Here is a 26,720-nt window from a genome sequence, read left to right on the forward strand (position 1 = left end):
TTCGCCATCTCACAAGTATGAATTTCCTCTTAAATTCTAACATTTGAGATAGGTAAACTACACTTTTCATATCAACTCTTTGGATATGGAAACGCGTGTGGTCGGGATATTTGCTTGGAACAACCTGTCTGTAAAGCAGAAACTTTTTGGATTGGTCCTACTACCAATCTTATTGTTATTGCTTCTTGCAGGTAAACATGTACAAAACCTCTCTATCCAAGCTCAAGAACTTCAAAAAGCACAACTCTTCTCCCAATATATAGATCGTGTTTCCTCACTGTATTATTTGACGAGCGATCCAAGGGTCGCGAATAACGCTCAAGAAACCCGCCAGCTCGTTCAAACTTTACAAGATACAGCTTCACCTGTTTTTGGCGACAATGCCGATATATTAAATCAGCTCACGAATTTCGAAGAAGCAACACTGTCAATGCTCTCGTCCAATAATACAGAAGATAAGTTAGATGCTGCTGAGTGGCGTGCCGACACATTCAAAGAGATTCTTTTGAGTTTGGATAGAGTCTATTTCAGCCATGTAAGTTATGAAACCAATACTCACCTCTCCTCATTGATGCAGCTGGAGTGGTTAATGTTTTGGTCAACAGAAGAGCATAGACTTAGCAAATACTTAGTGGAATCTACAGAGCAGGGGCAGATTTACGATCCAGCTATCCAAGCCAGTATCCAATCATTAATCCAGAACCAACAACTGCTGTTCGAACGCTTTGTCACACTTAATGCGAATAAGCAGCAAGTCAACCTCCTCATCGAAACCTTTACCGATAATGTCTTTGCTAAAAGCCAAGCATTTCGAGCCAATTTGTTGCAGCCATCAAACCTTAGAGTATTGACACCCACTCAAATAGATGACGGGTTATCTGCGCTTTATAAACGCTTAAGTTTATTACGTAACGTTGATGACCAGATGGAACAGCAACTTATTAAGGATATATCCAAGACGATTAGTGAAACAACACAGCACCGCATTGGCTTCATTGCGCTAATGAGCCTCGTGACATTGCTGGTTGTGAGTTTGACACTGAGGTTAGTGCGTAAGGTCACTGGCAACTTGAATTTAGTCCTCGAATTCTTAAGTCGAGACACTTACGAAGAGGACAACAATGAAAACTCACCACTGACAGAGTTAACCAAAGGGAAAGATGAACTCAGTAAGTTTGCTAAAGAGGTAAAAAAACTGAGTTACGAACGTGAGCAGTCAAGACAAAAGTTAACTCAAGCCAAAGAAGATGCTGAAAAGGCGAAAGATGATGCCATCGAGGCAAGCAAAGCCAAAAGTAGCTTTCTGGCGAATATGTCTCATGAGATTAGAACCCCTTTAAACGGCGTTATTGGCATTTCAGAAGTTTTGTCAGACACGCCGCTAACGGCGACACAGCGTGATTATGTCGACACGATAGAAACCTCCTCGCAATTACTGTTGAGCCTAATAAATGACGTTCTGGACTTCTCTAAAATTGAATCTGGTATGTTGCTTATCAGCCCTCATTCAACCTGTGTTCGTGAATCCATCTACGATATTGCTTCTATTATTTCCCCGAAAGCGAAAGAAAAAGGCATTGATGTTCAAGTCAGCATCAGCCGCAATACGCCCTATCACGTTATGTTGGATGATCACCGTATACGCCAAATTATCATGAACTTCATGTCCAATGCCGTCAAGTTCACCGAACAAGGCTGCGTTGAGCTCTCTGTCATCACTAGAGAAATCAAAAATGGTGAAGCGAGTATCGAGTTTTCAGTCAAAGACTCAGGGATCGGTATTGATGAGCAGCAACAAAAAAAGATATTTGCTCCTTTCGCCCAAGAAGATAACTCCACCACCCGACAGTTTGGAGGGACAGGGCTCGGGCTTGCAATTAGCACGCAGCTGGTAGAATTGATGGGAGGTGAGATTCAGCTTGAATCCGAGAAAGGCAAAGGTAGCCGATTTTTCTTCGAACTTACGGCTCCAATTGTGACTCAAGAGTTCAATGGCTACCACTCCCTTAATCACAACGATATATGGATAGTTTGCAACAACCCTACTTTGGAGCAAAAGCTGCGTGACGAGTTGAGCTTTTTCCACATCAATGTTCAGCAATCAGTAAATACACTGGATGCTCTGCCAACGTGGATTGATAACGAGCGCATCATTGTTATCAACGTAGAAACTTCTCCAAATACCGCAGCCAAACATCTAGGTGAAATGAAAAGACTTTGCATGCAAAATGTTCGAGTTTGTCTTATTAAACACCTTCATAGTGCCCAACGTGATTTTGGTAACAGCATTAGTGCATTGGTCACTCAACCCCTCTTAGGACAGCGCTTAGTAAAAGCACTTGAGACTTGTGCTGCAAACTTCCCTCAAGCAAACAAAGAGAACACGACAACACCCAATGCTAAGACTCTCCCAAAAATCTTGGTGGTCGACGACAACACCGTCAATCAAAAAATCGCTGGATTACACGTCACAAAAGCGGGCTTCGACTTTGATATCGCCGTAAACGGAGAAGAAGCCGTAGATATGTTTCAACAGAATCAATACTGCTTAATCCTAATGGATTGCATGATGCCGGTGATGGATGGGTTTGAAGCAACCAAAATGATCCGTCAAATTGAAGCAAAAGAAAAACGGACGGTCAGAATCCCAATTATCGCGCTAACAGCAAGTGTAGTCGATGATGACATTCAAAAGTGTTTTGATGTTGGAATGGATGATTATGTGCCCAAACCTTTTAAAGCGGGTTTGTTGAAAGAGAAATTAGATAAAGCCATTGGACTATGCATTTCCAATATTGTTTCTGATGAAAAGCGACTGGTAACAAACACCACTCACACTCCTGAAAAAACCTCGCATGCTGAACAATCAGAAGCGACCGTGACGCCTATTCGCTCAGAACGGATTTTGCTCGTCGAAGATAACCGAGTAAATCAAAAAGTCGCTTCGCTGCTTTTATCCAAAGCTGGTTATCAATTTGAAGTGGCCGAAAACGGACAGGTTGCGGTCGAAATGTTCCAAAAAGATGGTGGGTTCGACATCATTTTGATGGACTGCATGATGCCGATCATGGATGGGTTCGAAGCCTCGCGACAAATACGCGCCTACGAAGCAAGTAAAGGTCTTCCTAAGACTCCCATCATCGCGCTAACGGCAAGTGTTGTGGATGATGACATTCAACGCTGCTTCGATTCAGGCATGGACGCTTATGTACCCAAGCCTGTTCGTAGAGAAAAGCTGTTGTACCAGATTGAAAATGCGATATAGGTAGCGATGATGAGCGGCGACATTTCTCTCCTCTGTTTTCTTTTGCGCTGCATAAAACGCTACCTATTCATTGTTGTTTTCCTTCTACCCATAGATAGTCAAGTACTTGCTGCAGAGAGCTACGCCGTTTTCTCGTTTAATAGTGAGTTCTCGCCCCTAACCATCAATAAAGCGCGAAAGTTGTACAGAGGAAAAACGCAACTCTTACAAGGGCAGAGAATTGAGCTATCTGACTGGCCAGCGACATCAGCGGAGAGAGCGGAGTTCTATCGCTACCTTCTCAATAAAAACTTGGCGCAAATGAACGCGCACTGGGCGAGCTTGTCTTTTTCAGGCAAAGCGAGGCCACCCAAAGTGATTGCAAACTCTAGCATTGATGCGCTCATCACGTGGATGCAAGAAAAGCCCAATCGGATTGGTTATGCCCCTGCTTCGAGCGTGCCTGGAAATGCTCGTATTTTGTGTGTGGTGAGCTCGGAGGATTAATATGAAAAAATATTTGACCATGTTATCACTGAGTGTTGTCGCCTTTCCGAGCTTAGCCACCATTGAGTTATCAGATCACCTGTCTTTGAGTGGTTTTGGTTCGACATCTTGGTCTAAGTCGGATAACTCCACAACGGTTCTCGTCAACCGCTTTATTCATGATGAAGCCTGCTACGATTGTGACACAACCTTCGGCCTGCAGCTTGATTACTTTTACAAGGCATTTCGAGCATCCGCACAAATAGTCAAGCGTCCGCAAGATCATTGGAGCTCGCCCCAATTAGAGTGGGCATATTTAGCTTATACCTATAAAAATATAGAGATACGTGGGGGACGATTGAGGCTGCCGCTGTTTTTAATGTCTGAGTATAATTATGTCGGTCACGCTTTTACCCAAGCTCGACCACCAAATGAAGTGTATGACAGCATATTAGGCATCACCGCTTACAATGGTTTATCCATTCGCTGGAATCACGACCTCAATGAGCAAATCATGCTTACTGCAATGCCATTTATAGGGTTTAAAGACAGCAGTGATGTCACCCTCAACGAAGAGACTGAACTGAAGATCGAATCAGACAACACAGCCGGAATAAACTTAACACTCAGCGGAAATGCCTACCGTTTGAACTTTTCTTATCTACATGGCGATTATGACCAAACTACGGTTCTCTCCAATACCAAGCAATCCACACCTGAAGGGGGAGCCATGTTAATTGACCGTTTGGTTCTAAAAGAAAAAGGCAACACGATTGACCAGTTTTCTCTAGGAGTAAGGTATGAGCTTGATAACCTTGTGATAATGGCTGAAGGACAAACCAGCAACATTTCCTCCTCTTGGTACGCAACAACGGGTTACAACGTGAATAAATTGACGCCCTACATAGTTTACGGCCAACAGTTTAATAACAATGATACAAAAAATGGGGACAGCTATCTGCTTGGGGTGAGATACGACCTAGATTATAACGTGTCACTGAATGCTGAATGGCAAAAGTTTAACGCCCACAATAACGATACTGGAGCGTTTTCATCGATACCAGAAGATAACAGCGCCAATCTTTACACCCTGATGTTAAATTTCGTTTTTTAACTTTTCTATACTGACACCGTATAAACCGTGGGCATTTACCTTTGTTATCGTTGATACATGTTGTGCGTGATTTGACGCTCTTTGTAATAGAATTCTTTGTCATGTTTGCCTATCTCTCGCAATACACGACACGGGTTCCCTACCGCAACAACATCACTTGGTATATCTTTCGTTACCACGCTACCAGCACCAATTACGCTGTTTTCTCCAATCTTGACGCCAGGCAATACCACTGAGTTAGCGCCGATCCATACATTATCACCAATATGAATAGGGATATTGAATTGCGCAACTTCTCTTCTGAGCTCCGGTTCAACCGGATGGCCTGCCGTTGCTAGTGTCACATTGGGCCCAATCATGACACTATTGCCAATGTAGATATACGTATCATCGACTAGGGTTAAGTTAAAGTTTGTATACACGTTATCACCAACGTATGTATGCCTCCCCCAATTCGCCCGAAGCGGCGGCTCAAAATAGCAGTTGTCACCAACGGCGCCGAGCAAGCGTCGTAATATTTCTGTACGCTTTTCAGATTCAGAAGGCCGAGTTTGATTGTAATCGTAAAGAACTTCTAAACACTGTGTTTGCTGCTCGACTAACGCTTCATCATTACAAAAATATATTTTCTGACTATGAAGCATTGATTCACTATCCATAATATCCTCCGTTCTATCTGCCCAGTAGCTTCAGGCTGCTGGAACACCTCGCAATACGAGTTCCTGTCAAGATTGGCTAACAGAATGCATGATGTAGTTTTTTACAATAAGTTTAATGACATGCTTGCGAGGCCTAACGCAAAATACCGAATAACTTGAAAGAAATATGTGAATCAGACGATTAAATAACACAAAGATCGATGCAGAGTTAGCTTTGTTTATCTCGATTCATTTTCAAGCGCTTTTCTTTACGTCGTAACGCTCGGAAAAACTTCGACTCCTCGTGATACCAGCCGATAACACTAACCGGGAAGCCCACTAGCATCATGATAAAAAGATCCGCGGGCAGCTGCTCCAAAATATCACTCAGGGAGTGCAGCTCACCAAAAATGAATAAACCAATGACTTTACCAAGCAATAGTGCGCAACAAATCATAAAAAAAGACTTCATTATGTAATGCCATTTGCCTTTTTTACGCTCTTCTCGCCAATAGGCATATTTATGTTGTCGGTCGTACATTCATCCCCCCAAGTGACAATGTCACTAGCCACAAACATTCAGGCAAAGTAACGGCTTTAGCTGCACTCTAATGATAGTGTGAATCAGAAGCGAATGCTTGTCATGGCAATGAGAAAGCGGCACATCATGCTGCGCATTTTACGACCTTATGGACGCTAGCATGATCGTGCAATACAGAGAGATATCAGCTTGTTAATTACGGAGTGAGTTAATGTTTTCGGAACACCCAAATTGGACCAATAAGAAGAAACTGCAAATCTTCGAAAAAAGACGGTTTCTTCCCTTCTATTTTGTGACCAATGAACTGCAAGATCCACAGGACACCGAATAGGAGCATCGAAATATGCAGTACGGGCAGCGCCAATACCTCCAAAGACCATATCAGGCCGATGCACGCTAATGTATACCCTAACATCATCATAAAGACGCTGAGAGACAAACGAAAATAGAAAACCCATACCGGTATGACAGCAATCCAGACCCAGTTAAACTCGAAACCCAAGATGGAGATTTGAGGAATTGACCAAATTAGACCGACCACAGATAGGTAAATACCCGGAACTGCGATTGTGTGAATCTTTTGGTTGATGGGGTTTTGATGGCTCTCCCCATATTCTTTTAGCCATTCAGATAATGCTCGCATATCATTCCTACTTTTCCGCCTACTTATTCTTATATAGCTTGAGGATGGAAAAGGTGCGAATTTTTCTGTAATAGCTATTACTGACCAAGCAATGCTCGTTGCACTTTTGGTAGTTTGGCAACGACGAGAGTATAAGAGCGTTCACATAAATCCTGAATCAATCCATCTTCCACATCACCATTAAAATAAACCGTTATCCAGTGACGCTTATTTAGGTGATAACCAGGAATGATGTCCGTAAACTGCGATGTTAAGACTTCTCCATCTTCTGGTTTTACTTTTACGCTGACATACTCCCGACCGTTTCTCTCTGCAATAATCGCAAACATTTTACCTTTGATTTTGTATACAAGCGCCTCTGGCCCAAATGGGAAATCACTCTCTGCACACATAAAGGTACTTAAATAACCTTCTAACTCTTTGCTTCTCATTCCGTCCCACCCTTCCTGTATCTTTTACTCAAACAAAGGCAATAGTAGCCTTAACGCCTGGTTAACCTGCGCTTTCTCACTACCTTCTAAACCATGTAGCAGCGATTGCTGAACGTCTACATGCTCTAGGATCAACTTGTCAATTAAGGTTAAGCCCTTTTCGGTTAACTCAACGGTGACACTGCGTCTATCTTCTTTACTGTGTGTTCTGGTAATAAAGCCTTTCTTCTCGAGTTTATCTAATCGGTTCGTCATCGCGCCCGAAGTGAGCATCATCGAATCAATTAGCGCCGAGGGAGTAAGGCAGTATGGTGAACCTGCTCGGCGAAGTGTCGCCAACACATCAAATTCACCCATCTTAAGATCGTACTTCTTATGTAGGTCTGCGACCCGACACTCCATGTGCTTAGCAATTCGCATTAGCCGACCCATAATTGCCATCGGTTCAGTGTCGAGCTCTGGCTTCTCCTTAGCCCACTGCTCTACCACTCTATCAATTGCGTCCATGGTTTCTCTCCAAACGTCATTTAATTTTTATTTTAACATAAAGATACTTTACAAAAAGTAACCTTACCGATATCTTTACAATTAATTATCTCAACGTAAAGATATTTAACATGAATATTTTGCTTGCAATGATCCCGGCTTTTTTTTGGGGGACAACTTATGCTGTTACTCAGTTTACGCTTCCGGACTGGCCTCCCGTTTTACTTGGTGCGCTAAGAGCATTGCCTGCGGGTCTTTTGTTGCTCGCAATAAAGCCATCTTTCCCGAAAAAGAGTGAATGGAAAGTGCTGCTTGTTTTAGGAACTATCAACATCGCTTGCTTCTTTGGTCTCATTTTTGTCATGGCGTTGACGCTTCCTTCTGCGATCTCAGGTGTCGGTATGGTATCAGTGCCCGTTTTTGCGATGCTGTTTGGCTGGGCAGTCTATAAGCGCCAGCCAAGCGCAATACAGGCAATAAGTGGAGCGACTTTGATTGCTTTGGCTTGGTTCTTATTTGATCCTAGTTCTATTTCGCTCAACCCTATGGGTTTGCTGGCGATGATCTCCGCCATCATGTGTATTGTGGTAGGCAGTAGCGTAACGAAATCACTAGGAACGAAAATGCATTGGTGGACAGTATTAACATGGCAGCTCATTTTGGGTGGTGTGATTATGTCTGTCGCAACAAGCGTGCTAGCAATAAACAATCCAGAGCCATACGTTACAGCCATTCAAAACTTATCAATGACGAACACCCTTGGGCTGCTGTGGGTGATCATTCTGAACACTGCATTAGGCTACGGCATGTATGTTTGGCTATTGCAGCGTATGTCGGTCGTTGACTTTACTTTTGGTGGCATTGCCAACCCCGTTGCGGGCATTGTGTCAGGTTTGCTGCTATTAGGTGAGACTTTCACCCCTCTCCAATACAGCTTGATGCTAGGGATGATTGTTATGTCATTGCTCCCTCAATTGATCGCTTCATTAAAAACTAAAAAAGCCGCCCTTTCTTCCTAAGTAAAATCCTAACGCCCGATGCTAAAATCGGGCGTTCATATTCTCTGTAAACTCTGTTTGAATTCTAAGACTTCAACAGTTTTTTTATGGAACAGTGAACCCAAAAAGGTTCAGCAATAAAAAAGGTGCCGAAAGACACCTTTAATAATGAATACGCCCCATTATGCCTTGCTTTAAGTCATCACAAGGTTGTTAATAGGCTCTGGTTTAGCGTAGACATACCCTTGAATAAGGTAAATAGAATGCTGAGCCAAATAAGCGACTTGAGCCTCGCTCTCTACACCTTCTGCAATCATCTCACATTCCGCTTTCTTTGCAGCCGAGACAATAGAATCCAACACTTTCAATTTTTGGTCATCAGAGCCTATTGGGTCGATGAACATCTTATCCACTTTCAAGCATCGGATACCCAGATCTTGCAAATAAGAAAATCCGCCATACCCAGTCCCAAAATCGTCAATTTTGAACTTGTAGCCTTTATTCGCCAGATACAAAATCTCTTTTTTCGCTGCCTCTGTATCTTTTACAGGAATTCGCTCGGTCAACTCAAAATGCACTCTCTTCGGACATGGCCAATTCAGTTCTGACAGTAACTTAGTGAGTTCACCTGATTCTAAATGGGAAGAAACAATATTGATGCTGACCCACACATGCTCAGGTAACACACTAAGATCTTGTATGATTTTACGAATAAGCTGATTGGTCATTGGGACAATCAGACCACTTTCTTCTGCAGCGCCAATGAACATGTTTGGCGGCACCATACCATCACGGCGAGACCACCGAATCAGTGCTTCATACCCCACTGTTACACCATCACGGCTATCGACAATCGCTTGGTAATAAGGGACAAATTCCGCATTATTAATCCCATTCTGGATCAAGCCTTTGATAGACTTTCTCAAGCTCTTACTGGACACATATACAAACGCAAAAGCCAACCCCATAAGCACACTGACTAGGCCTCCCCATAGAAAGACTCTTTCCTGAACATAGCTCTTCAGTTTCTCGCCACTGTGTATTTTGATGAGCATATTGGCTTGAGAATCAGCCGAGAAGAATAACTCCTTTGAAACTGCCGCTTCTTCTGCTGCAATGGTTGGTTTTCCTCGACTTATTGTTAAATCTCCAAATACAGGCTCATCATATATAAACTCGACGAACAAACAGTCTTCACAAGGCGTTTTTATCACTTCTTTGACCCAACTATTATCGAGAACCCAGACAACTTCAACATGTTCATTTTCATAAATGACCATCCACTCAACTTGATCTTGGTGTTCCGGTAAAATAAGTGATGCAAAAAAGTTTTCGCCAAGCTGAAATCGTTGCGCATTGGATAAATGAGATACTTCACGACCAATCGTGGAGCATGTTTTACCGTCATTCGTTTCCATCGCAATAAAACGGATGTAACGATTATAAAAACGTGGGTCGCGCAATGTTCTAACATCACTATTACTGCACGTGAAATCTAACTGCGAAACCTGCTTTACAATCGCCTCATCCAAATACATGGATCGTTGGTGTAAATAATCGACATAGGTGTCTATTTTAGTCTCTTTGATATAGCTGATGTAAAAATTGGCTATTGAATTAAAAGCCACAACAAAAACTGCAATGGGAACTAGGCCAAGCAAAATGGCATTTCTTGTTATCTTTGTAATCAAAGTTCCTCCTAACGTTCAGCCAAACAACTTAAATTAAAGAGTGACATGAACACTATCTCACGTTCACACACCAAAAAGTGAGGATCGAATCTCAATAAGAAGTATAGAAGCGCAAGGCTTGCCACAGAAAATGAGAGTACTGCTGCATATCCAAGATAGCAACTCTCTTGAGTGAGACTTACCGACGATAATCGCGAGAAAGAGGGGCTTATGCTCAACATAACCAATGTATAAAACGACTTTTTTGCCATCCAATGACTCGCCACAGTCACTAACTTTCCAATTGACCTTTGAAGGCACTAGCAACACACTGCATGATAAAATAGGAAAAGCGACTTAGAGCTTTTTACCAGCATTACAGGCTTATCGACCAGGGAGGGTCATGAAATGAAATTAGCTCAATTAAATATTGCGCTTGCTAAATATCCTTTGGATGCACCAGAAATTAAAGATTTCGTAGACAATTTGGACTTAATTAATGGTATAGCTGAAGAAAGTGAAGGCTTTATCTGGCGTCTAAAAGACGACTCCGGTGATGCAACAAGCATTAAATTATTTGATGACCCGAACATGATTGTAGACATGTCTATTTGGGAAAGTACTGACTCACTTAAAAACTTTATGTTTCAGATTTTATGCGCCGAAAAAGCGAATGGTTTCATCGTCTAGCGGAGGATAGCTATGTTCTGTGGTGGGTAGAAGACGGTTATATACCAACACCACAAGAAGCCTTGTTACGCCTTCAGCATTTGCGCGAAAACGGAGATACGCCATTTGCTTTCACATTTAAAACAAACTTTACAGAAGCAGATCTTGTGTAAGGTACGTGTATGACAAAAAATCGCGTTCAAATTTACGCTGACTATAAGGTTAATTGGTGTGAATCACTGTCAGTTCTACCGACTTACTCGGAAAGAAATGCAAGTGAACGCATAAAATGCGTTCACTAGGTTTATCATTCATAGGGTGTTCTATTTCAGAAATAAAGTTCATTCATGCTAGATTTACGGTACCATGCACAATTGACCAAATTGTAGTTATTCATGATTATACCAACTAAGACTCCCTCTCCCCTGCCCTCTGATGTATCTTGCTCTAACTGTAAGGCTTGTTGTTGCCGTCTCGAGGTTATGATTATTTCAGATACTGGCGTACCTGAAGAGTTTATTGCGCGAGACCAGTATGGAGGCGAAACCATGATGCGGCTAAATGATGGTTGGTGTGCAGCTTTAGACAGAGACACATTAATGTGTACGATTTACGAAAATAGGCCTTGGATTTGCCGCGAATTCGAAATGGGCTCCAATGAATGTTTAGATGAACGAGTTAAGTTCTTGTAAAACCACTCAAATTTACACTGATGGCAATACGGAGTATTTGTAGAAAGAGTGCAAAGGAAAAGTAAGGTGTTTAAATCTGAGTATCAACAAATTATGGATACAAAAAAGCCCACCGTTTGGAGGGCTTTTTCTAAAATTTGGTGGGTCCGGGCGAACTCGAATCGCCGACCCCTACCATGTCAAGGTAGTACTCTAACCAACTGAGCTACGGACCCAAATTTTCTATGTTCCTAACCATTCAATTAAGAATGGTGCGTCCGAGTGGACTCGAACCACCGACCCCCGCCATGTCAAGGCGATACTCTAACCAGCTGAGCTACGGACGCATTTCTCTGGAACGACGAGGATATTAGCTATAAGCGAACGACGGTGCAAGCACAAATTTACCAACTTTGAACCGTTTGGCGAAAATGTAAACTCAACACGCGTTTTCAGATGATTTTATCGACAGGGACTGAGCCTGCAGGGTTTAAAAGTGTGATCTATATAACTTTTATTATCTCACTTAATTGTCGTAAGGCACTTCACTGAGCATCCAAATCTGTAAGGTTTGCGATACCTTAGGGCAAGTGCCGAACAAAATCTGATATTTAGGTTTAAATGGTTCGCCGATATAGGTTGTACGAATCAACTCTCCTGTTTTGACGTCCACTTGAGTGCTCACCCTGCCTTTGAAGTTTTGAAATATGACAAACTGCTCACTGTGGTAAACCATTTGCTCTCGGTAAAACAAGAAATGATCTTGGGGTGTCTCTGTCAATTCACACTCCAGTGGTTTCAAATTAGGTATCGCACTAACATTAGATGCGATGAACAATGCTGACAAAATCCATCCGTATCGCATATGGCTGCCCTATTCTGCACTCTTTTTCAAAGTATAGGTCTTGCCTTGAGGACAGATACAAAAAAGGCTTTGATCATCTCTAATCAAAGCCCCTTATTTCTGCAGGTTAATTATCGTGTTTAGTCGTCCGCCTCAAACACAACGTTATAATTTTCGGTGTATGTACAATTCGGCTGACGGCTACAAGTAAAGAAACGTCTCCCTTTGAACTCACCTTGGCTTGCGGTTTTAATGATCATCGGACTGCCGCATTTTTTACAAAAACGCACTTCTTTATCGGGCTCAATCAAATCAATGTGTGCCGCAAGCAAACGACGTAATCGCCCAACTTGATAACTGTGCTTTACCGAGGCGCCAATTAAAGGCAGGTTTGCTGTCTTACAAACATGGATCAGTAACTTTTGTCTTTCTACCTTGCCCTTGCTTAACTCTTGCCCGTTATCCAATTCAACGATCACACGCGGCTCTAGCGTCCTAGGATCACAAATAACGTAATCAAAATAACTTCGAGATATGCGATTGTTCGCGACAAAAAACTGCTTCTTATTTTTGATTTCTTTTGGCGTAACCAAACTGGACATGTTTACTTTCGCGAATACCACCGCATGTTCACCTACCGCTGCCCTCAACGCATTATAGAATGCGCTCTCTTGCCCCCTGAGTAGCGGTCCTTTCGAGCGATAAGGATAATCACGCGTGTCGTCGTGCTTAATCACGTACTTTTGAATAACAAAGAAGAATAAAACCAGAAGAACAACAATGATAAAAATGTTGGTCATAAATAAAGTGCATCCAAAACAACTCGTTGCTCAAAGCGTAAATGGAAATGCTATGCAGAGCAACAAAACCTCGCAATTTTGAGGAGCCACGACGATAGCGAGAAACAGAAAATTTGGCTCCCCAATAAAAACGAGCCAATCACACACTTGGATTGGCTCGTTTAAACTGTTAATACATTATGATGCTAAGAATCAACTATTAGCGTCTGGCTGATTCTCTGGCATCGCATCAATAAATGCAGGCAGTTGATTGCATGACTGCACAACAGCGTTAATGGTTGGGTAAAGAGAAGTATCTACACCAAAGCGTTGTGCGTTATAAAATTGTGGTACCAGACAAATATCGACAATAGATGGCGAGCTTGTCAGACTAAACTTACAATCACCATTTAGTTTACGATGCTTCTGAAGTTTCTCTTCTAATGCCGTAAAACCTTTGTGGATCCAGTGATGAATCCAAGCGACTTTGCGCTCTGGCTCGCAAGCTAACTCCCCCTCTAAATACTGTAGAACTCTCAAGTTATTCAGGGGATGAATCTCCATTGCAATATCCTGAGCCAAAGCCAATGCTTGATATCGAAGCGGCGTTTGCTCGGGGATCACAGTGACATCCGGATAGTGTTCTTCTAAGTATTGAATGATGGCCAGTGACTGGGTTAACTGAACCTCCCCATCCACCAGCACAGGAACCAGTTCAGAAGCGTTTAACTCATGGTACTCGTCACTGTGTTGTTCGCCACCATTGCGTACCAAGTGTACTGATTTTGAATCATACGATAGCTCTTTAAGATTCAAACAAATACGCACACGATACGCCGCTGAAGACCTCCAATATCCGTACAAAACCATGCTATCGCTCATATCGTCTCCCAACTGGCGCTCTTAATGCTTGAGATATTGGCTAACTTGTTGGTCAATCGAGCCAAAGATGTTGTTGCCATCCGCATCGAACATTTCCAATCTGATTGAATCTCCAAACGACATGAAGTTAGTCGACGGTTTACCATCACGAATGGTTTCAATCATGCGAACTTCCGCGATACATGAATAACCAACACCACCCTCCTCAATCGAAGTGCCATGTTCGGTGCCTTGCTTATTAGATACCGTGCCAGAACCTATGATCGCCCCAGCAGATAGCGGGCGCGTTTTAGTCGCATGAACAATTAAGTCTGCAAAATCAAACGTCATATCGATACCTGCATTCGGGCGACCAAACGGCTTGTGGTTGTAGGTCGAGACCAGTGGTAAATGCACTTTGTTTTCGTACCACGCATCGCCGAGTTCGTCAGGTGTTACTGCCACCGGAGAAAACGCAGAAGAAGGTTTAGATTGGAAAAAACCAAACCCTTTAGCTAATTCTGCGGGAATTAGGCCACGCAGTGAGACATCATTCACCAGCATGATCAAACGAATCGACTCCTGAGCCTCTGCAACACTCGCGCCCATTGGTACGTCACCAGTTACCACAGCGACTTCACCTTCGAAATCAATACCCCATTCATCACTGGCAAACTCGATGTTGTCACAAGGTCCAATAAAGGCATCAGAGCCTCCTTGGTACATCAACGGATCCGTCCAAAAACTCTCTGGCATTTCAGCGCCGCGAGCTTTTCGAACCAACTCAACGTGGTTTACGTAAGCACTGCCATCAGCCCACTGATAAGCGCGAGGAAGCGGCGACTCGCAGTAGTGCGCTTCAAACTCTTCATACCCTGCGACCGTACCGTTGTTCAGTGCAACGTATAGCTCTTCCAGTTGTGGTGCTAGCGTATCCCAGTTATCAAGCGCCACCTGCATCGTCGGTGCTAAGTTCATAGGGTGGAAAATTTCTGTCGCAGGTACGCAGCGCGTTAAGTCTTTGCTCACGACCATCAACAAACCGTCACGAGTGCCATTTTTCTTGGTTGCTAATTTCATCCTTGCCTCTTACTTCTCTTGCCAGCTATAGACGTATTCTTTGTTTTCTACTTTTTCCAGCTCATCCGAAAACTGAAGTGCGTGACGCGTATCAATCATGACCGCGACTTCGTCGGTAAAAGTCTTCTTATGCTCTCGCCCTGCTTTGAAAGCTTTCGGGTGAGGGCCATGTGTAAATCCTGCTGGATGGAATGTCACCATACCCGCTTCAATGTTGTCACGACTAAAGAAGTCACCTGCATGGTAGAACAAGACTTCGTCATAATCGTCATTGTTGTGGTAGAACGGTACTTTGAGCGCTCCAGGATCACTTTCAATTGGACGAGGAACGAAGGTACACACCACAAATCCTGCTCCTACAAATGTAGTATGTGCAGAAGGCGGTAAGTGGTAACGATGTGACATGAGTGGACGAATATCACGCCAATTCACTTTTACCACCGCCAAATCACCATGCCAGCCAATCGCATCCAACGGGTTGAATGGGTAAGTGATAACACTGACTTTATCGTGGCGTTTCACCTGAACCTGTGTTTGATTCTCGGAATATTGAGCACGGAACTGATCGTTGATCGACGGCGTTTCTAAAACCGCCGGATCAAACACCGCGTGGTTTCCAACCATGCCTTTTTCGGGCAATGTATAGGCCGCATCGGTGTTTTCAATCATCAGAATGAACATCGGCTCGCTTGGTTCTAAACGCCAGCTCGTTGAGCGCGGGATCATGACATAATCCCCTTCACTCACTTTCAAATGACCATAATCACAGTAGAGATCTGCCGTACCTTGGTGGATGAATAGCAGTTCGTCGCCATCTGCATTTCTCACCAAGAAGTCCATTTTTTCATCCATACGCCAAACACGAACTTTACAATTCGCGTTGTGTAATAGATGCGGGACTGCCCAAGGGGTAATATGGCTGGCTTTCTCGACTAGATTAAAATCAAATGCTCGTGGACGTAGCTCGCCCTCCCACTCAGACCACCCCGTTGGGGCATGTTGATGATGAAAATGTGTTGCGGGGCCGAAGAAGCCACTTCGACCTGCCTCACGTTCATAAATTGCCTCTTCCGGGAAGTCAGCATGCGCTTGTTTAGAGCACACTCCCTCCCGGTGAGGGAATGTGATCCATTTATGCATCGCTCAATACTCCTCGGCGAATTTGGTCTTCTTCTATCGATTCAAACAACGCTTTGAAGTTACCCTCGCCAAAGCCTTCATTGCCTTTACGTTGGATGATTTCGAAGAACACAGGGCCGATAACGGTTTGAGTAAAGATTTGTAGCAAGATGCCATCTTTCGTTGGCGCACCATCAATAAGAATCTGCAAATCACGAAGCTTGCTTACATCTTCACCATGGCCTTCAACACGCTGATCGACTTTCTCGTAATAAGTATCTGGCGTTGGCATAAAGTCCATGCCTCGCTCACGCAAGGTTTTGACCGTTTCGTAGATGTCGTCTGTGGTCAATGCGATGTGTTGAATACCTTCGCCATTGTATTCACGGATAAACTCTTCAATCTGTGATTTATCATCTGACGACTCATTGATAGGAATTCGGATTTTGCCGCAAGGTGCGGTCATCGCACGGCTGACAAGACCAGTCAGCTTACCTTCGATATCGAAATAACGAATTTCGCGGAAGTTACCAATGCGCTCATAGAAACCAGACCAGACATCCATGTTGCCTTGCTTAACGTTGTGCGTTAAGTGGTCGATTTCGTAAAGACCAACATTCGCTTTTGATAAACGCTCATCAGCATCATCATAAAAACGAAAATCGACATCATAAATACTCTGCTTTCCATAACGATCGACAAAATAAAGCAAGCTTTCACCGATGCCATAAATAGCAGGAATGCTTAGCTCCATCGGCCCAATTTCCGTTTTATATTCTTTACCGCCATTCTCTAATGCATGCGCCAGAGCAACGGTGGCGTCTTTCACACGAAATGCCATGCCACAAACCGACGGACCGTGAACTTTGGCGAATCCCTCAGCTTGGCTATGCGGCTGCGCATTCACAATAAAGCTAATGTCACCTTGTCGATATAACCACGCTTCTTTTGAGCGATGCTTTGCAATTTCCGCAAAACCTAACGATATAAACAGATCTTTAAGCTGTTGAATGCCGTTGTTGTCAGCAGCGGTATATTCAACAAACTCAAATCCGTCTGTTCCTAGTGGGTTATATGCATCAACCATGACTTTCTCCTTGTCTCAGTAGCTTTTGTTTGGACTTATTTTTCTAACTTGGCGCAGGTCTTGAGAAATTGGAATACGTGGGGAGAAATCTTTACCTTGGCGATTTTTACGCACAATTGTAAAATATATGTTACACGCGGTAGGCGCATCGAACCCACTTTCGTAAACATCAAACAAACTGCTTATTTTCAATATATTAGAGTGATATTTTCGGCTTTACGCCAACACACAAAATGTAAACAAGTTGTTACTTTGGCATTTTATCTTGGCAACGTAGCTCAAAAAGTAAAAGGGGATGGAAAGTCTATTGCACCCTATCTCTATCCGATTTATTCATTTGATCCTGCAAAACATCAAAAGTAATGTTTCGTGACGCTTCATACAGTTCGAAAGGCTCATCGGTCAGAATCGTGTCATGGATACTCCTTTATTGATTCACCTCAGTTTTATTCAAAAGTAACTGTGCCATAAGTGGTGCTCTGTTCCCTATCGAGCCCTAGCCACAGTGCTTCACGCTCGATCAGAAAAAGAGACATCTAATGACACACATCAATCAAGAACGCCTAGTTGAACACTTTTGCCAACTAGTACGTATCGACAGCGAATCAAAAAACGAAAAACAAATTGCAGAAACACTGGCAGAACAGCTAGGCGAGCTAGGCTTTACCGTGCACAAGCTTCCAGTGCCTGAGCATATTTCTAACGGTTTTAACGTGTACGCCCGTTTAGACGGCAAAAAAGACGGCTCTATCCTAATGAGCTGTCATATGGATACGGTCACTCCAGGTATTGGCATTGAGCCAATCATCGAAGACGGCGTTATCCGTTCAGAAGGCAATACGATTCTTGGTGGCGATGATAAATCTGGTATTGCTGCCATCATGGAAGCCGTTCGTTGTATTCAAGCGGAAAACCTTGAGCACAAAACGTTAGAGCTTGCTTTCACCGTGTATGAAGAAGGCGGTTTATTCGGTTCACAATACTTCGATATGTCACACGTCGCTTCAACGGAAGCAATCGTGTTAGATACGGGTGGTCCTATTGGCACTATTGTGACCGCAGCCCCAGGCCAGCAAAAAATCGTGGCAACAATCAAAGGTCGACCAGCACATGCAGGGCTTGCGCCAGAAGAAGGCATCAGTGCTATCATGGTGGCGGCAGATGCCATCAACCAAATGAAGCTGCTTCGCATCGACGAAGAAACGACAGCCAACATCGGTATAGTGAATGGCGGTCAGGCCACAAACATTGTCATGCCTGAATTAAAAATCGTGGCAGAAGCACGCTCCCTGAATGGCGATAAACTAGATGCTCAGGTCAATCATATGATCTCAACATTAGAGTCTGTCTGTGAAAAACACGGTGCAGAAGTCGACATTGAATCTAGCCGAGCCTACGATGCATTTGTTATTGAAGAAAACCACCCACACGTTAGCGCTATCAAAGCGGCGTTTGCAGAGTTGGGAATTGAGGCTTTCACAAAAGGCACTGGCGGCGGTAGCGATGCTAACAGCTTTAACAAGAAAGGTCTCACAACGGTCAATCTTTCAACTGGCATGGCAAAAGTACACACGACAGAAGAGTTTATCGCGGTAAGTGATATGGTCAAAATCACTGAGTTCGTAAAACATTTCCTAGTCAGTTAACGTCGTACCTTTTGAAGAGCAGACGAACTACCCTCCCCTTTTAGCGCGCGCTTGAAGGGGATTTTTTATTTGCGCGAAACAAAGCCTACCCCGTAATGCGGACTTAGTGCCGACTCCATATCAATCCCCCAGCTCACTTTTTGATACCAAATAGCCCAACATTTGGCACCCTGTTACAACATTGTTAAAACTCGATTGTGTGGACAATTTATACAATATACATTTCTAGCATCTTTCAGGATGAAAAGAGTGAGACAAGGATGAAATTACCTAAGTTGCTTCTGTTAGCATCGATGATGAGCCCAATACTGGCAACATCAAGCTATGCCGCGCCGTATCCCGCAGGTGTGACCCTCGATGAGACACAAGAAATTACGCTAAACAATGGGGCTGAAGTTACTTCTATTGACCCAGCCAAGCAAGCCGCAGAGCCCGCTTTTAATCTCGGTCGAGACCTATTTGAAGGCCTGGTAATTCAAGATAAGCAAGGTAAAACCATTCCTGGTGTTGCTGAGTCTTGGTCAGTCAATGACAACAATACGGTTTATACCTTCCACTTACGTGATGCAAAATGGTCAAATGGCGAAACGGTCACTGCACAAGATTTTGTCTACAGCTGGCAACGCTTACTGAATCCAAGCACTGCTTCACCGTACGCTTGGTTTGCCGCCATTCCAAATATCGAAAACTCACAAGCCATTATGAAGGGCGAAGCCGAACCCGAGTCTTTGGGCGTGAAGGCGCTGGATGAAAAAACATTCCAGGTAACACTCGAAGAGCCGATTCCCTTCTTTACGAAACTATTAAGTCATCCAGTGCTTGCCCCCGTTCACAAAGCGACCGTTGAAAAACATGGCAACCGTTGGACCCAGCCAGAACATATCGTTACAAATGGGGCGTTTACTGTCTCTGAATGGAAAGTTAACGAAAAAATGGTGATGGTTAAAAACCCACATTACTGGGACGCAAGCAATGTAGTGCTGGAAAAAGTCACCTGGCTACCAATTGGTGATGCAAACGTAGTGCTAAACCGCTACCTAGCCGGTGAGATAGACCAAGCAGTTTCCATTCCTGCCGCTCAGAAGAAAAAGTTAATTCAACAACGCCCACAAGAAGTGGCAAACACCAGTGCGTCTCTTGGTTCCACATTCTATTACCTCAACACTCAACAAGGACCAACAAAAGACGTGCGGGTCCGTAAAGCCCTCTCATATGCCATTGACCGTCAACTGTTAACGAGTGCTATCTTGAGAAACGGTGGGGTTCCAATGTATACCCTTGTGCCACCTCAAACAGATGGTTTTAAATCTCACATTCCTGAGTTCGCAACTTGGAACCGTCATAAACGTATCGAAAAAGCGCAGCAATTACTGTCAGAAGCTGGATACGATAAAAGCAATCCGCTTAAGTTAACGTTTACCGTACCAACTTTCTCGATGGACGTAAAAATGGCAACGACCATGGCAGGTATGTGGAAAAGCCGTTTGGGTGCGCAAGTCACAATAAAACAGCTAGAACCGAAAGTGTTCTACGCACTTAAAGAGCCAACCGACATTACTCGCGGCGGCTGGACGGCCGACTACAATGAAGCCTCTACATGGTTGGATATCTTCGTTTCTAGTGGCGAGTACAACGATTCTCGTTATAACAACCCGCAATACGACGAGTTAATGGCTCGCTCAAAGACCATGAGCAACCCATCAGAACTGTATCTACAAGCAGAAAGCATGCTGATTGAAGACATGGCCATTATTCCTATTTATCGTCCGGGTAACGATCAATACCTCATCAAGCCTTATGTGGGCGGCTACGAACTGACAAACCCTGAGTCGTCGTACTACCGCAAGAATGTCTATGTGAAAGCCCACTAAAAGCATGTTTTCGGTCTGAGTCGGCAATTCAATGTTTACTTATCGTTCCTCATATCTCTCGGTGGAGAAGGCAACCTGAGCTCAGACCATTTTTTATTCATAACCGTTCGAAGTGATTTCGGATGACCAAAGGATGATGGATCATGATTTGGTACATTGTTAAGCGATTAACTATCGCTATCCCCACGCTTCTATTCATCGCACTCGTATCATTTTGGCTGATGCACATTGCACCGGGGGGACCATTTGATATGGAACGGCCTATGCCAGAAGTGGTACGTGCGAATATCGAAACAAAATTCCATTTGGACCAGCCCTTCCTTACTCAGTTTTGGATTTACATTGGTAATTTCATACAAGGAGATCTCGGTCCGAGCTTCGTTTATCAAGACTTCAGTGTTACACAGCTCGTCGCACAATCATGGCCAGTTTCAGCAGTATTAGGCGTACTCTCTTTTTGTATCTCCGTTCCACTTGGCATGTTACTTGGCACCATTGCGGCATTGAACCGAAATAGCCGCCTAGATTACGGCCTGATGACACTTTCGATGACTGGAGTTGTGGTTCCAGCTTTCGTGCTTGCTCCGGTTTTAGTCATGATTTTCGCTATTCAGCTCGGCTGGTTCCCTGCTGGTGGTTGGGAAGGAGGAAAGCTGGCTTTTCTTGTTCTTCCCGTGCTCAGCCTGGCGATTGGCTCCATTGCGAGTATTGCACGCGTCATGCGTGGCGCAATGATTGAAACGCTCAACCAACCATACATTCGAACGGCAAAAGCCAAAGGTTTGTCCACAACCTACATTTTATTCCATCACGCTTTGCGACCATCCTTGATTCCCGTCGTTGCGATGCTCGGCCCTGCGTTTGTGTCTGTCGTGACAGGCTCGGTGATTATCGACATTTTCTTTGGTACAGGTGGCATGGGACAACACTTTGTGTCTGGAGCTCTCAACCGCGACTACGGCCTAGTAATGGGCATTACTCTGATTGTCGCTTCACTCACTATCTTCTTTAACCTTGTGGTCGACTTGCTATATACGATTATCGACCCTCGTATACGCGTTTAGGAGTCCGGCATGTTAACGATCAAAAAACTGGATACACAAGCTCTTCAAGATCAAGTCGTCGACAATATTGAAGCCGTCGAAGGTCGCAGTCTTTGGCAGGATGCATGGACTCGATTTCGTAAAAACAGAGCCGCGATGACATCAGTGTATGTTTTGGCGTTCATTACCTTATGCATCACTTTCGGCCCCTCTCTTGCCGCTTTTGGCCATGATGAAATTGACTGGGAAGTGCTCATCGATCCATACGAGCTAGGAAAACCTTCACTGAGCAGTGGTCATTACTTTGGTACCGATGATCTCGGGCAAGATGTCTTTGCTCGCACGATGCAAGGCGGCAGGCTCTCTATTTTGGTAGGTTTTGTTGGCGCCTTAGTCGCCGTTGTTATTGGTACGATTTGGGGAAGTATTTCCGGCTATCTTGGCGGCGTTGTCGATAGCGTAATGATGCGCATTATTGAGGTGCTCGATTCGGTACCATTTATGTTTATGGTTATCCTGTTCGTTACCCTTTTTGGCAATAACATCTATCTGATTTTTATCGTGATCGGAATGGTATCTTGGTTGGGCATTGCTCGTGTTGTACGTGGTGTCACCTTCGGTCTCAAAAAGCGAGAGTTCATCGAAGCCGCGCACTCTATTGGGGTTTCTAAATTGACAATTGTCCGACGCCATGTTCTGCCTAATGTGCTTGGGATCGTGATGGTTTATTCCTCCTTAATGGTACCAGGATTCATTATGTTCGAATCGTTTTTAAGCTTCTTAGGGCTTGGTGTTCAACCACCCGACACGAGCTGGGGAATCCTAATTTCCGAAGGCGCAAAAACGATTGACGTTGCATTGTGGATGCTGCTTTTTCCATCTCTGTTTTTAGTTGCCACCCTCTTTTGTTTTAACTTCATCGGCGATGGCTTACGTGATGCTCTTGACCCGAAAGACCGATAAGGACAAACCCATGCTATCTATTGAAAACATGAACGTGCGCTTCGATACGCCAGATGGGCAAGTGCAAGCGGTCAGTAATCTCTCCTACTCGATTAAAGCAGGCGAGACTCTTGGGATTGTTGGAGAGTCAGGTTCGGGAAAAAGCCAGTCTGTCTTCGCGTTAATGGGGTTAACCGCGGATAACGGCGCCGTGTCTGGCAGCGCGATGTTCCACGATGATGATTTACTCGCGATGTCGAAAAAGCAGCTCAACCGCATCCGTGCAGAGAAAATCGGAATGATCTTTCAAGATCCGATGACGTCACTCAATCCATTCATGAAAATTGGCAAACAGCTTTGTGAAGTTCTCATGATTCATAAAGGAATGAGCCGAAAACAAGCAAAAATTGAATCGATTCACATGTTGGATGCGGTGCGTATTCCCTCTCCCGAAACTCGGATGAATCAATACCCTCACGAATTATCTGGCGGAATGCGTCAGCGAATCATGATAGCGATGGCATTGTTGTGTAAGCCAGAGTTGCTAATTGCAGACGAACCAACCACCGCGCTGGATGTGACCGTTCAGGCTCAAATTTTGACGCTATTACGAGACTTACAACAAGAGTTCAACACGGCTATTTTACTGATCACTCACGACATGGGCGTCGTCGCCGAGATGTGTGATCGCGTATTGGTCATGTATGGTGGTCAAAAAATGGAGCAATCCGATACCGAGACATTGTTCGCTCAACCTGCGCACCCCTATACTCAAGGCCTGCTAAAGGCTATTCCTTCTATCACTGAAGATATGCCACGTTTACCAACCATCCCAGGTAACCCACCAAGTGCGTTGATTAACCATCAAGGGTGTCCGTTTAGAGAGCGGTGCGAGCATCGAGAGACGCGTTGCCAATACGAAACCCCACGGTTTTCTCCATTAAACACGAGCCAGTCCATTGCCTGTCACGTTAACGCACCCAGCGTTATCACTCCTATTCAAATAAAAGCTTAAGGAGGCATTATGAATAAAAAAGAAGTCCTCATGTCTGCTCGTGATTTAAACGTCCACTTTCCTGTTTCGCGTCACCTTATTCCAAGTCAACGTAAAATCGTGAAAGCGGTCAATGGTATCGACTTAGATGTTTATCGAGGTGAAACACTTGGCATTGTGGGGGAATCAGGCTGCGGAAAATCAACGCTTGCACGCGCCTTACTTCGCTTAATTGAACCTACACATGGCGAGTTGACTTGGAAAGATCAAGACATGCGCGGGTTTAGTAAGAAAGAGCTTTCCTCTCGACGTAGAGAATTTCAGATGGTGTTTCAGGACCCATCCGCTTGTTTGAATCCGAGATTAACCATCTCAGAATGCATCGCCGAACCACTGCTCACCCACGAGCCACAACTTAAACGGGCAGAGGTAGAAAAGCGTGTCATCGCTATGATGGATAAAGTGGGTCTCTTGGCGAGCCAGCGAAACCGCTATCCACATGAATTTTCCGGAGGTCAATGCCAGCGTGTGGGCATTGCCAGAGCATTAATTCTCAATCCAGATTTGGTCGTGTGTGATGAACCCGTTAGTGCGCTAGACGTCTCCATACAAGCTCAGGTCATCAATCTTCTAGATGATCTCAAACAAGAAATGGGGTTAACACTGGTGATGATTGCGCATGACTTAAGCGTGGTGCGCCACATCAGCGACCGCGTTATGGTGATGTATCTTGGTAAACCTATGGAAGTAGGACGTTACGATAAAGTATTTGATGATGCTCAACACCCCTACACCAAAGCACTGTTATCTGCTGTCCCGATAGCTAATCCGCAATTAGCACGTGACCGTGAAATACAACTATTGCCCGGCGATCTTCCTTCTCCACTTAACCCACCGAGCGGTTGCGTTTTTCGTACTCGATGCCCAGAAGCCACAGAAGTATGCGGGCAACAGAACCCAATAAAAACAGGCTCGAAGCAGCATCATATCTATTGCTCAAATATGACTTTAGGAACCATTTAATGAACAATACTAACTCAGTAAACCAACGCCTTACATTATTGCGTGAGGCAATGTCCTTTCACAACGTGTCTGCATATATCGTAACCAACAATGACCCACATAACAGTGAATACTCAGCGGATCATTGGTTAGCGCGAAGCTGGATTTCAGGTTTTACCGGCTCAGCAGGCGATATCGTCATTACCCAACAAGGTGGTGGCCTGTGGACTGATGGTCGTTACTATATTCAAGCTGAAGAGCAGTTACACGGCACAGGACTTGAACTGTTTAAAGCCAAACAACCGGAAACGCCGACAATTGCCAAATGGCTGGCTACCACGCTCCCAGAAAACAGTATTGTCGCGGTTGACGGGCGCGCCATCAGTTACGCTTTTTATCAAGGCCTCAAACAAGCCTTTGAAACGAAAAACATTAAGATCATTGTCGACCTGGATTTACTCACACCGATTTGGCTTGAAAGACCACTTCGCCCAAGTACACCCGTATTCGAGCATCCCACCGCTTTTGCTGGCGTTGACACTGAAAATAAGTTAGCGAGAATCCGTTCTTGGTTAACCGAGAACCAAGTAGATAGCTTATTAGTGTCAACGCTAGATGATGTCATGTGGACAATGAATATTCGAGGTGGTGATACGAATTACTGCCCAGTTTCTGAAGCCTATCTAATCGTAGAGCAATCACTTGCGACACTGTTTATTGATAAAGCCAAACTGCCTCAAGACGTTGAAAAGTCGTTGACCGAGCAAAGTGTACACATTCGCCATTACAACTACGTAAGTCAGTATTTGAATCAGCAATGTGAGGGATTATCGCTCGCTTTTAGCCCGACCCACACAGACAGCTTATTGGTGAGTTCAATTGAAGGGAATGTGAATCTAAAGCCAATGGCTTGCCCTGTAACGGCAATGAAGGCCATAAAAAATGCGACCGAGCTAACTAGCCTAGAACAGGCATTAACAGATGATGGTGTGGCAATCGTAAGGTTTATGAACTGGCTAGAAGAGCAAGTTCCAAGCGGACTCGTTACAGAATTGTCTGCTGAGGCACAACTGAATCACTATCGCCGTCAAACCCGACATTATGTAAGTGATAGTTTCCGCACTATTGCAGGCTTCGCAGCTCACGGGGCAAAAATGCATTATGCCGCCGATGAAGAAAGCAATGCAGTAGTCAATGAAAGCAACTTCTTTCTCGTCGATTCTGGTGGCCAATACCTTGGCGGGACAACAGACATCACCCGTACTTTCCACTTCGGGTCACCGACCATTAAGCAGCGCAAAGATTATACCTTGGTGCTCAAAGCGGTCATCCGACTGACTCAGACTCGATTCATGAAAGGCTCTACGGGTGCCAATCTTGATATCATGGCGCGTGGCGTCTTATGGCAACATGGTATTGATTACAAGTGCGGCACTGGACACGGCGTGGGCATTTGCTTGAATGTTCACGAAGGCCCACAAAATTTCTCGCAAAGCTACCGCGAGGTTGAGCTAAAACCAGGTATGGTAATTACTAATGAACCAGGCGTTTATCGCGAAGGTGAGTACGGGGTAAGAATAGAGAACATTCTTAAAGTTGTAGAAGTAGAACAAAATGAGTTCGGCACGTTCTACGGTTTTGAGACCATCACTCTTGCTCCCATTGCGACCAACGCCCTTGATTTATCAATGCTAGATCAAGCAGAGCTAGACTGGCTCAATCATTACCATTCACGTGTCTATCAGGCGCTTAGCCCTTTTCTTGATACGCAAGATAAAAACTGGCTGCAAAGCACAACCCAACTTATTGAGAAATAGGATATCAGCAAGCTTTATAACGTTTTCATTTTCATCTCAAACTC

Annotated in this window: 24 protein-coding genes, 2 tRNA genes and 1 pseudogene; 13 read left to right on the plus strand and 14 right to left on the minus strand. The window is 44.3% G+C overall.

Going from position 1 to position 26,720, the window contains the following annotated elements; translation table 11 throughout:
* The first annotated feature begins 85 nt into the window (after window positions 1–85).
* From MSG33_RS10230 to MSG33_RS10240, 3 genes are read left to right on the plus strand one after another with little or no spacing between them, the layout of a single operon-like run.
* Window positions 86–3,265: a response regulator gene (locus tag MSG33_RS10230; protein ID WP_248380925.1), complete on the plus strand. Its 3,180-nt coding sequence runs from the start codon at window positions 86–88 to the stop codon at window positions 3,263–3,265.
* Window positions 3,266–3,274: 9 nt separating this feature from the next.
* Window positions 3,275–3,751, plus strand: coding sequence for a hypothetical protein (locus tag MSG33_RS10235; RefSeq protein WP_005393443.1), 477 nt, complete (start codon window positions 3,275–3,277; stop codon window positions 3,749–3,751).
* A 1-nt stretch (window position 3,752) separates the two neighbouring features.
* Window positions 3,753–4,844, plus strand: a complete 1,092-nt coding sequence (locus MSG33_RS10240) for a hypothetical protein (protein WP_006741615.1) — start codon at window positions 3,753–3,755, stop codon at window positions 4,842–4,844.
* Between the two features lie 44 nt (window positions 4,845–4,888).
* Here the strand turns inward: MSG33_RS10240 and MSG33_RS10245 are convergent, their stop codons facing one another.
* From MSG33_RS10245 to MSG33_RS10265, 5 genes are all read right to left on the minus strand, one after another.
* Complete coding sequence (locus MSG33_RS10245; protein WP_248380927.1) at window positions 4,889–5,503, minus strand: sugar O-acetyltransferase; 615 nt, start codon at window positions 5,501–5,503, stop codon at window positions 4,889–4,891.
* Between the two features lie 208 nt (window positions 5,504–5,711).
* On the minus strand, window positions 5,712–6,023 hold the full coding sequence (locus MSG33_RS10250) for a hypothetical protein (RefSeq protein WP_005393448.1): 312 nt from the start codon (window positions 6,021–6,023) through the stop codon (window positions 5,712–5,714).
* 208 nt (window positions 6,024–6,231) lie between these two features.
* Complete coding sequence (locus MSG33_RS10255) at window positions 6,232–6,666, minus strand: Mpo1-like protein (protein WP_012841889.1); 435 nt, start codon at window positions 6,664–6,666, stop codon at window positions 6,232–6,234.
* A 77-nt stretch (window positions 6,667–6,743) separates the two neighbouring features.
* Window positions 6,744–7,097, minus strand: a complete 354-nt coding sequence (locus tag MSG33_RS10260; RefSeq protein ID WP_248380930.1) for an MmcQ/YjbR family DNA-binding protein — start codon at window positions 7,095–7,097, stop codon at window positions 6,744–6,746.
* Window positions 7,098–7,121: 24 nt separating this feature from the next.
* The gene (locus tag MSG33_RS10265; RefSeq protein ID WP_046874878.1) at window positions 7,122–7,604 is read right to left on the minus strand and encodes a MarR family transcriptional regulator; all 483 of its coding nucleotides are present in this window, start codon (window positions 7,602–7,604) and stop codon (window positions 7,122–7,124) included.
* Window positions 7,605–7,714: 110 nt separating this feature from the next.
* Here MSG33_RS10265 and MSG33_RS10270 point away from each other — a divergent pair, with 110 nt between their 5' ends.
* Complete coding sequence (locus MSG33_RS10270) at window positions 7,715–8,602, plus strand: DMT family transporter (RefSeq protein ID WP_005393452.1); 888 nt, start codon at window positions 7,715–7,717, stop codon at window positions 8,600–8,602.
* 173 nt (window positions 8,603–8,775) lie between these two features.
* On the opposite strand, the gene MSG33_RS10275 is transcribed toward MSG33_RS10270, so the two are convergent.
* Window positions 8,776–10,272, minus strand: a complete 1,497-nt coding sequence (locus tag MSG33_RS10275) for an EAL domain-containing protein (RefSeq protein ID WP_248380932.1) — start codon at window positions 10,270–10,272, stop codon at window positions 8,776–8,778.
* A 387-nt stretch (window positions 10,273–10,659) separates the two neighbouring features.
* On the opposite strand from MSG33_RS10275, the pseudogene MSG33_RS10280 reads away from it, so the two are divergent.
* Window positions 10,660–11,093: pseudogene (locus tag MSG33_RS10280) on the plus strand (DUF3291 domain-containing protein).
* A 222-nt stretch (window positions 11,094–11,315) separates the two neighbouring features.
* A complete protein-coding gene (locus MSG33_RS10285; protein WP_074191235.1) occupies window positions 11,316–11,612 on the plus strand; it encodes a YkgJ family cysteine cluster protein in 297 nt (98 codons plus the stop codon).
* Window positions 11,613–11,750: 138 nt separating this feature from the next.
* Here MSG33_RS10285 and MSG33_RS10290 read toward each other — a convergent pair.
* The 8 genes from MSG33_RS10290 to hppD all read right to left on the minus strand — a co-directional run bounded on the left by MSG33_RS10290 (window position 11,751) and on the right by hppD (window position 17,361).
* A tRNA-Val gene (locus MSG33_RS10290) sits at window positions 11,751–11,827 on the minus strand.
* 34 nt (window positions 11,828–11,861) lie between these two features.
* Window positions 11,862–11,938 (minus strand) — tRNA-Val (locus MSG33_RS10295).
* A gap of 179 nt (window positions 11,939–12,117) precedes the next feature.
* Window positions 12,118–12,456, minus strand: coding sequence for a hypothetical protein (locus MSG33_RS10300; protein WP_005377830.1), 339 nt, complete (start codon window positions 12,454–12,456; stop codon window positions 12,118–12,120).
* A 119-nt stretch (window positions 12,457–12,575) separates the two neighbouring features.
* Entirely contained in the window at window positions 12,576–13,235 is a 660-nt protein-coding gene (locus MSG33_RS10305) for a DUF2726 domain-containing protein (RefSeq protein ID WP_047008692.1), read from the minus strand.
* A 192-nt stretch (window positions 13,236–13,427) separates the two neighbouring features.
* Window positions 13,428–14,096, minus strand: a complete 669-nt coding sequence (maiA, locus tag MSG33_RS10310; RefSeq protein ID WP_161442322.1) for a maleylacetoacetate isomerase — start codon at window positions 14,094–14,096, stop codon at window positions 13,428–13,430.
* Between the two features lie 21 nt (window positions 14,097–14,117).
* Window positions 14,118–15,155, minus strand: a complete 1,038-nt coding sequence (locus MSG33_RS10315) for a fumarylacetoacetate hydrolase family protein (protein ID WP_025766743.1) — start codon at window positions 15,153–15,155, stop codon at window positions 14,118–14,120.
* A 9-nt stretch (window positions 15,156–15,164) separates the two neighbouring features.
* Window positions 15,165–16,295, minus strand: a complete 1,131-nt coding sequence (locus tag MSG33_RS10320; RefSeq protein ID WP_005388948.1) for a homogentisate 1,2-dioxygenase — start codon at window positions 16,293–16,295, stop codon at window positions 15,165–15,167.
* Window positions 16,288–17,361 (minus strand): 4-hydroxyphenylpyruvate dioxygenase, encoded by a 1,074-nt coding sequence (gene hppD / locus MSG33_RS10325; RefSeq protein ID WP_248380934.1) that lies wholly within the window; start codon window positions 17,359–17,361, stop codon window positions 16,288–16,290. Before hppD ends, MSG33_RS10320 begins: the two co-directional genes overlap by 8 nt.
* Window positions 17,362–17,900: 539 nt before the next feature.
* Between hppD and MSG33_RS10330 the strand changes: the two genes are divergently transcribed.
* From MSG33_RS10330 to MSG33_RS10360, 7 genes are all read left to right on the plus strand, one after another.
* Entirely contained in the window at window positions 17,901–19,007 is a 1,107-nt protein-coding gene (locus tag MSG33_RS10330; protein WP_248380937.1) for a M20/M25/M40 family metallo-hydrolase, read from the plus strand.
* A 260-nt stretch (window positions 19,008–19,267) separates the two neighbouring features.
* Window positions 19,268–20,878, plus strand: a complete 1,611-nt coding sequence (locus MSG33_RS10335; RefSeq protein WP_248380940.1) for a peptide ABC transporter substrate-binding protein — start codon at window positions 19,268–19,270, stop codon at window positions 20,876–20,878.
* Window positions 20,879–21,021: 143 nt separating this feature from the next.
* Entirely contained in the window at window positions 21,022–21,942 is a 921-nt protein-coding gene (gene oppB / locus MSG33_RS10340) for an oligopeptide ABC transporter permease OppB (protein ID WP_248380942.1), read from the plus strand.
* Between the two features lie 9 nt (window positions 21,943–21,951).
* A complete protein-coding gene (locus MSG33_RS10345; protein WP_005377839.1) occupies window positions 21,952–22,884 on the plus strand; it encodes an ABC transporter permease subunit in 933 nt (310 codons plus the stop codon).
* Between the two features lie 10 nt (window positions 22,885–22,894).
* Window positions 22,895–23,878, plus strand: a complete 984-nt coding sequence (locus MSG33_RS10350; RefSeq protein ID WP_248380944.1) for an oligopeptide/dipeptide ABC transporter ATP-binding protein — start codon at window positions 22,895–22,897, stop codon at window positions 23,876–23,878.
* 9 nt (window positions 23,879–23,887) lie between these two features.
* Window positions 23,888–24,880 carry an oligopeptide/dipeptide ABC transporter ATP-binding protein gene (locus MSG33_RS10355; protein ID WP_248380946.1) on the plus strand — a complete coding sequence of 331 codons (993 nt, stop codon included), beginning with the start codon at window positions 23,888–23,890 and terminating at the stop codon, window positions 24,878–24,880.
* Window positions 24,880–26,676 (plus strand): aminopeptidase P family protein, encoded by a 1,797-nt coding sequence (locus MSG33_RS10360; protein ID WP_248380949.1) that lies wholly within the window; start codon window positions 24,880–24,882, stop codon window positions 26,674–26,676. The genes MSG33_RS10355 and MSG33_RS10360 overlap by 1 nt, the downstream gene beginning before the upstream one ends.
* Window positions 26,677–26,720: the final 44 nt, after the last annotated feature.

It is taken from the genome of Vibrio sp. 1CM7H (genome assembly GCF_023161645.1).
In the GTDB taxonomy this organism is placed as follows: Bacteria; Pseudomonadota; Gammaproteobacteria; order Enterobacterales; family Vibrionaceae; genus Vibrio; species Vibrio diabolicus.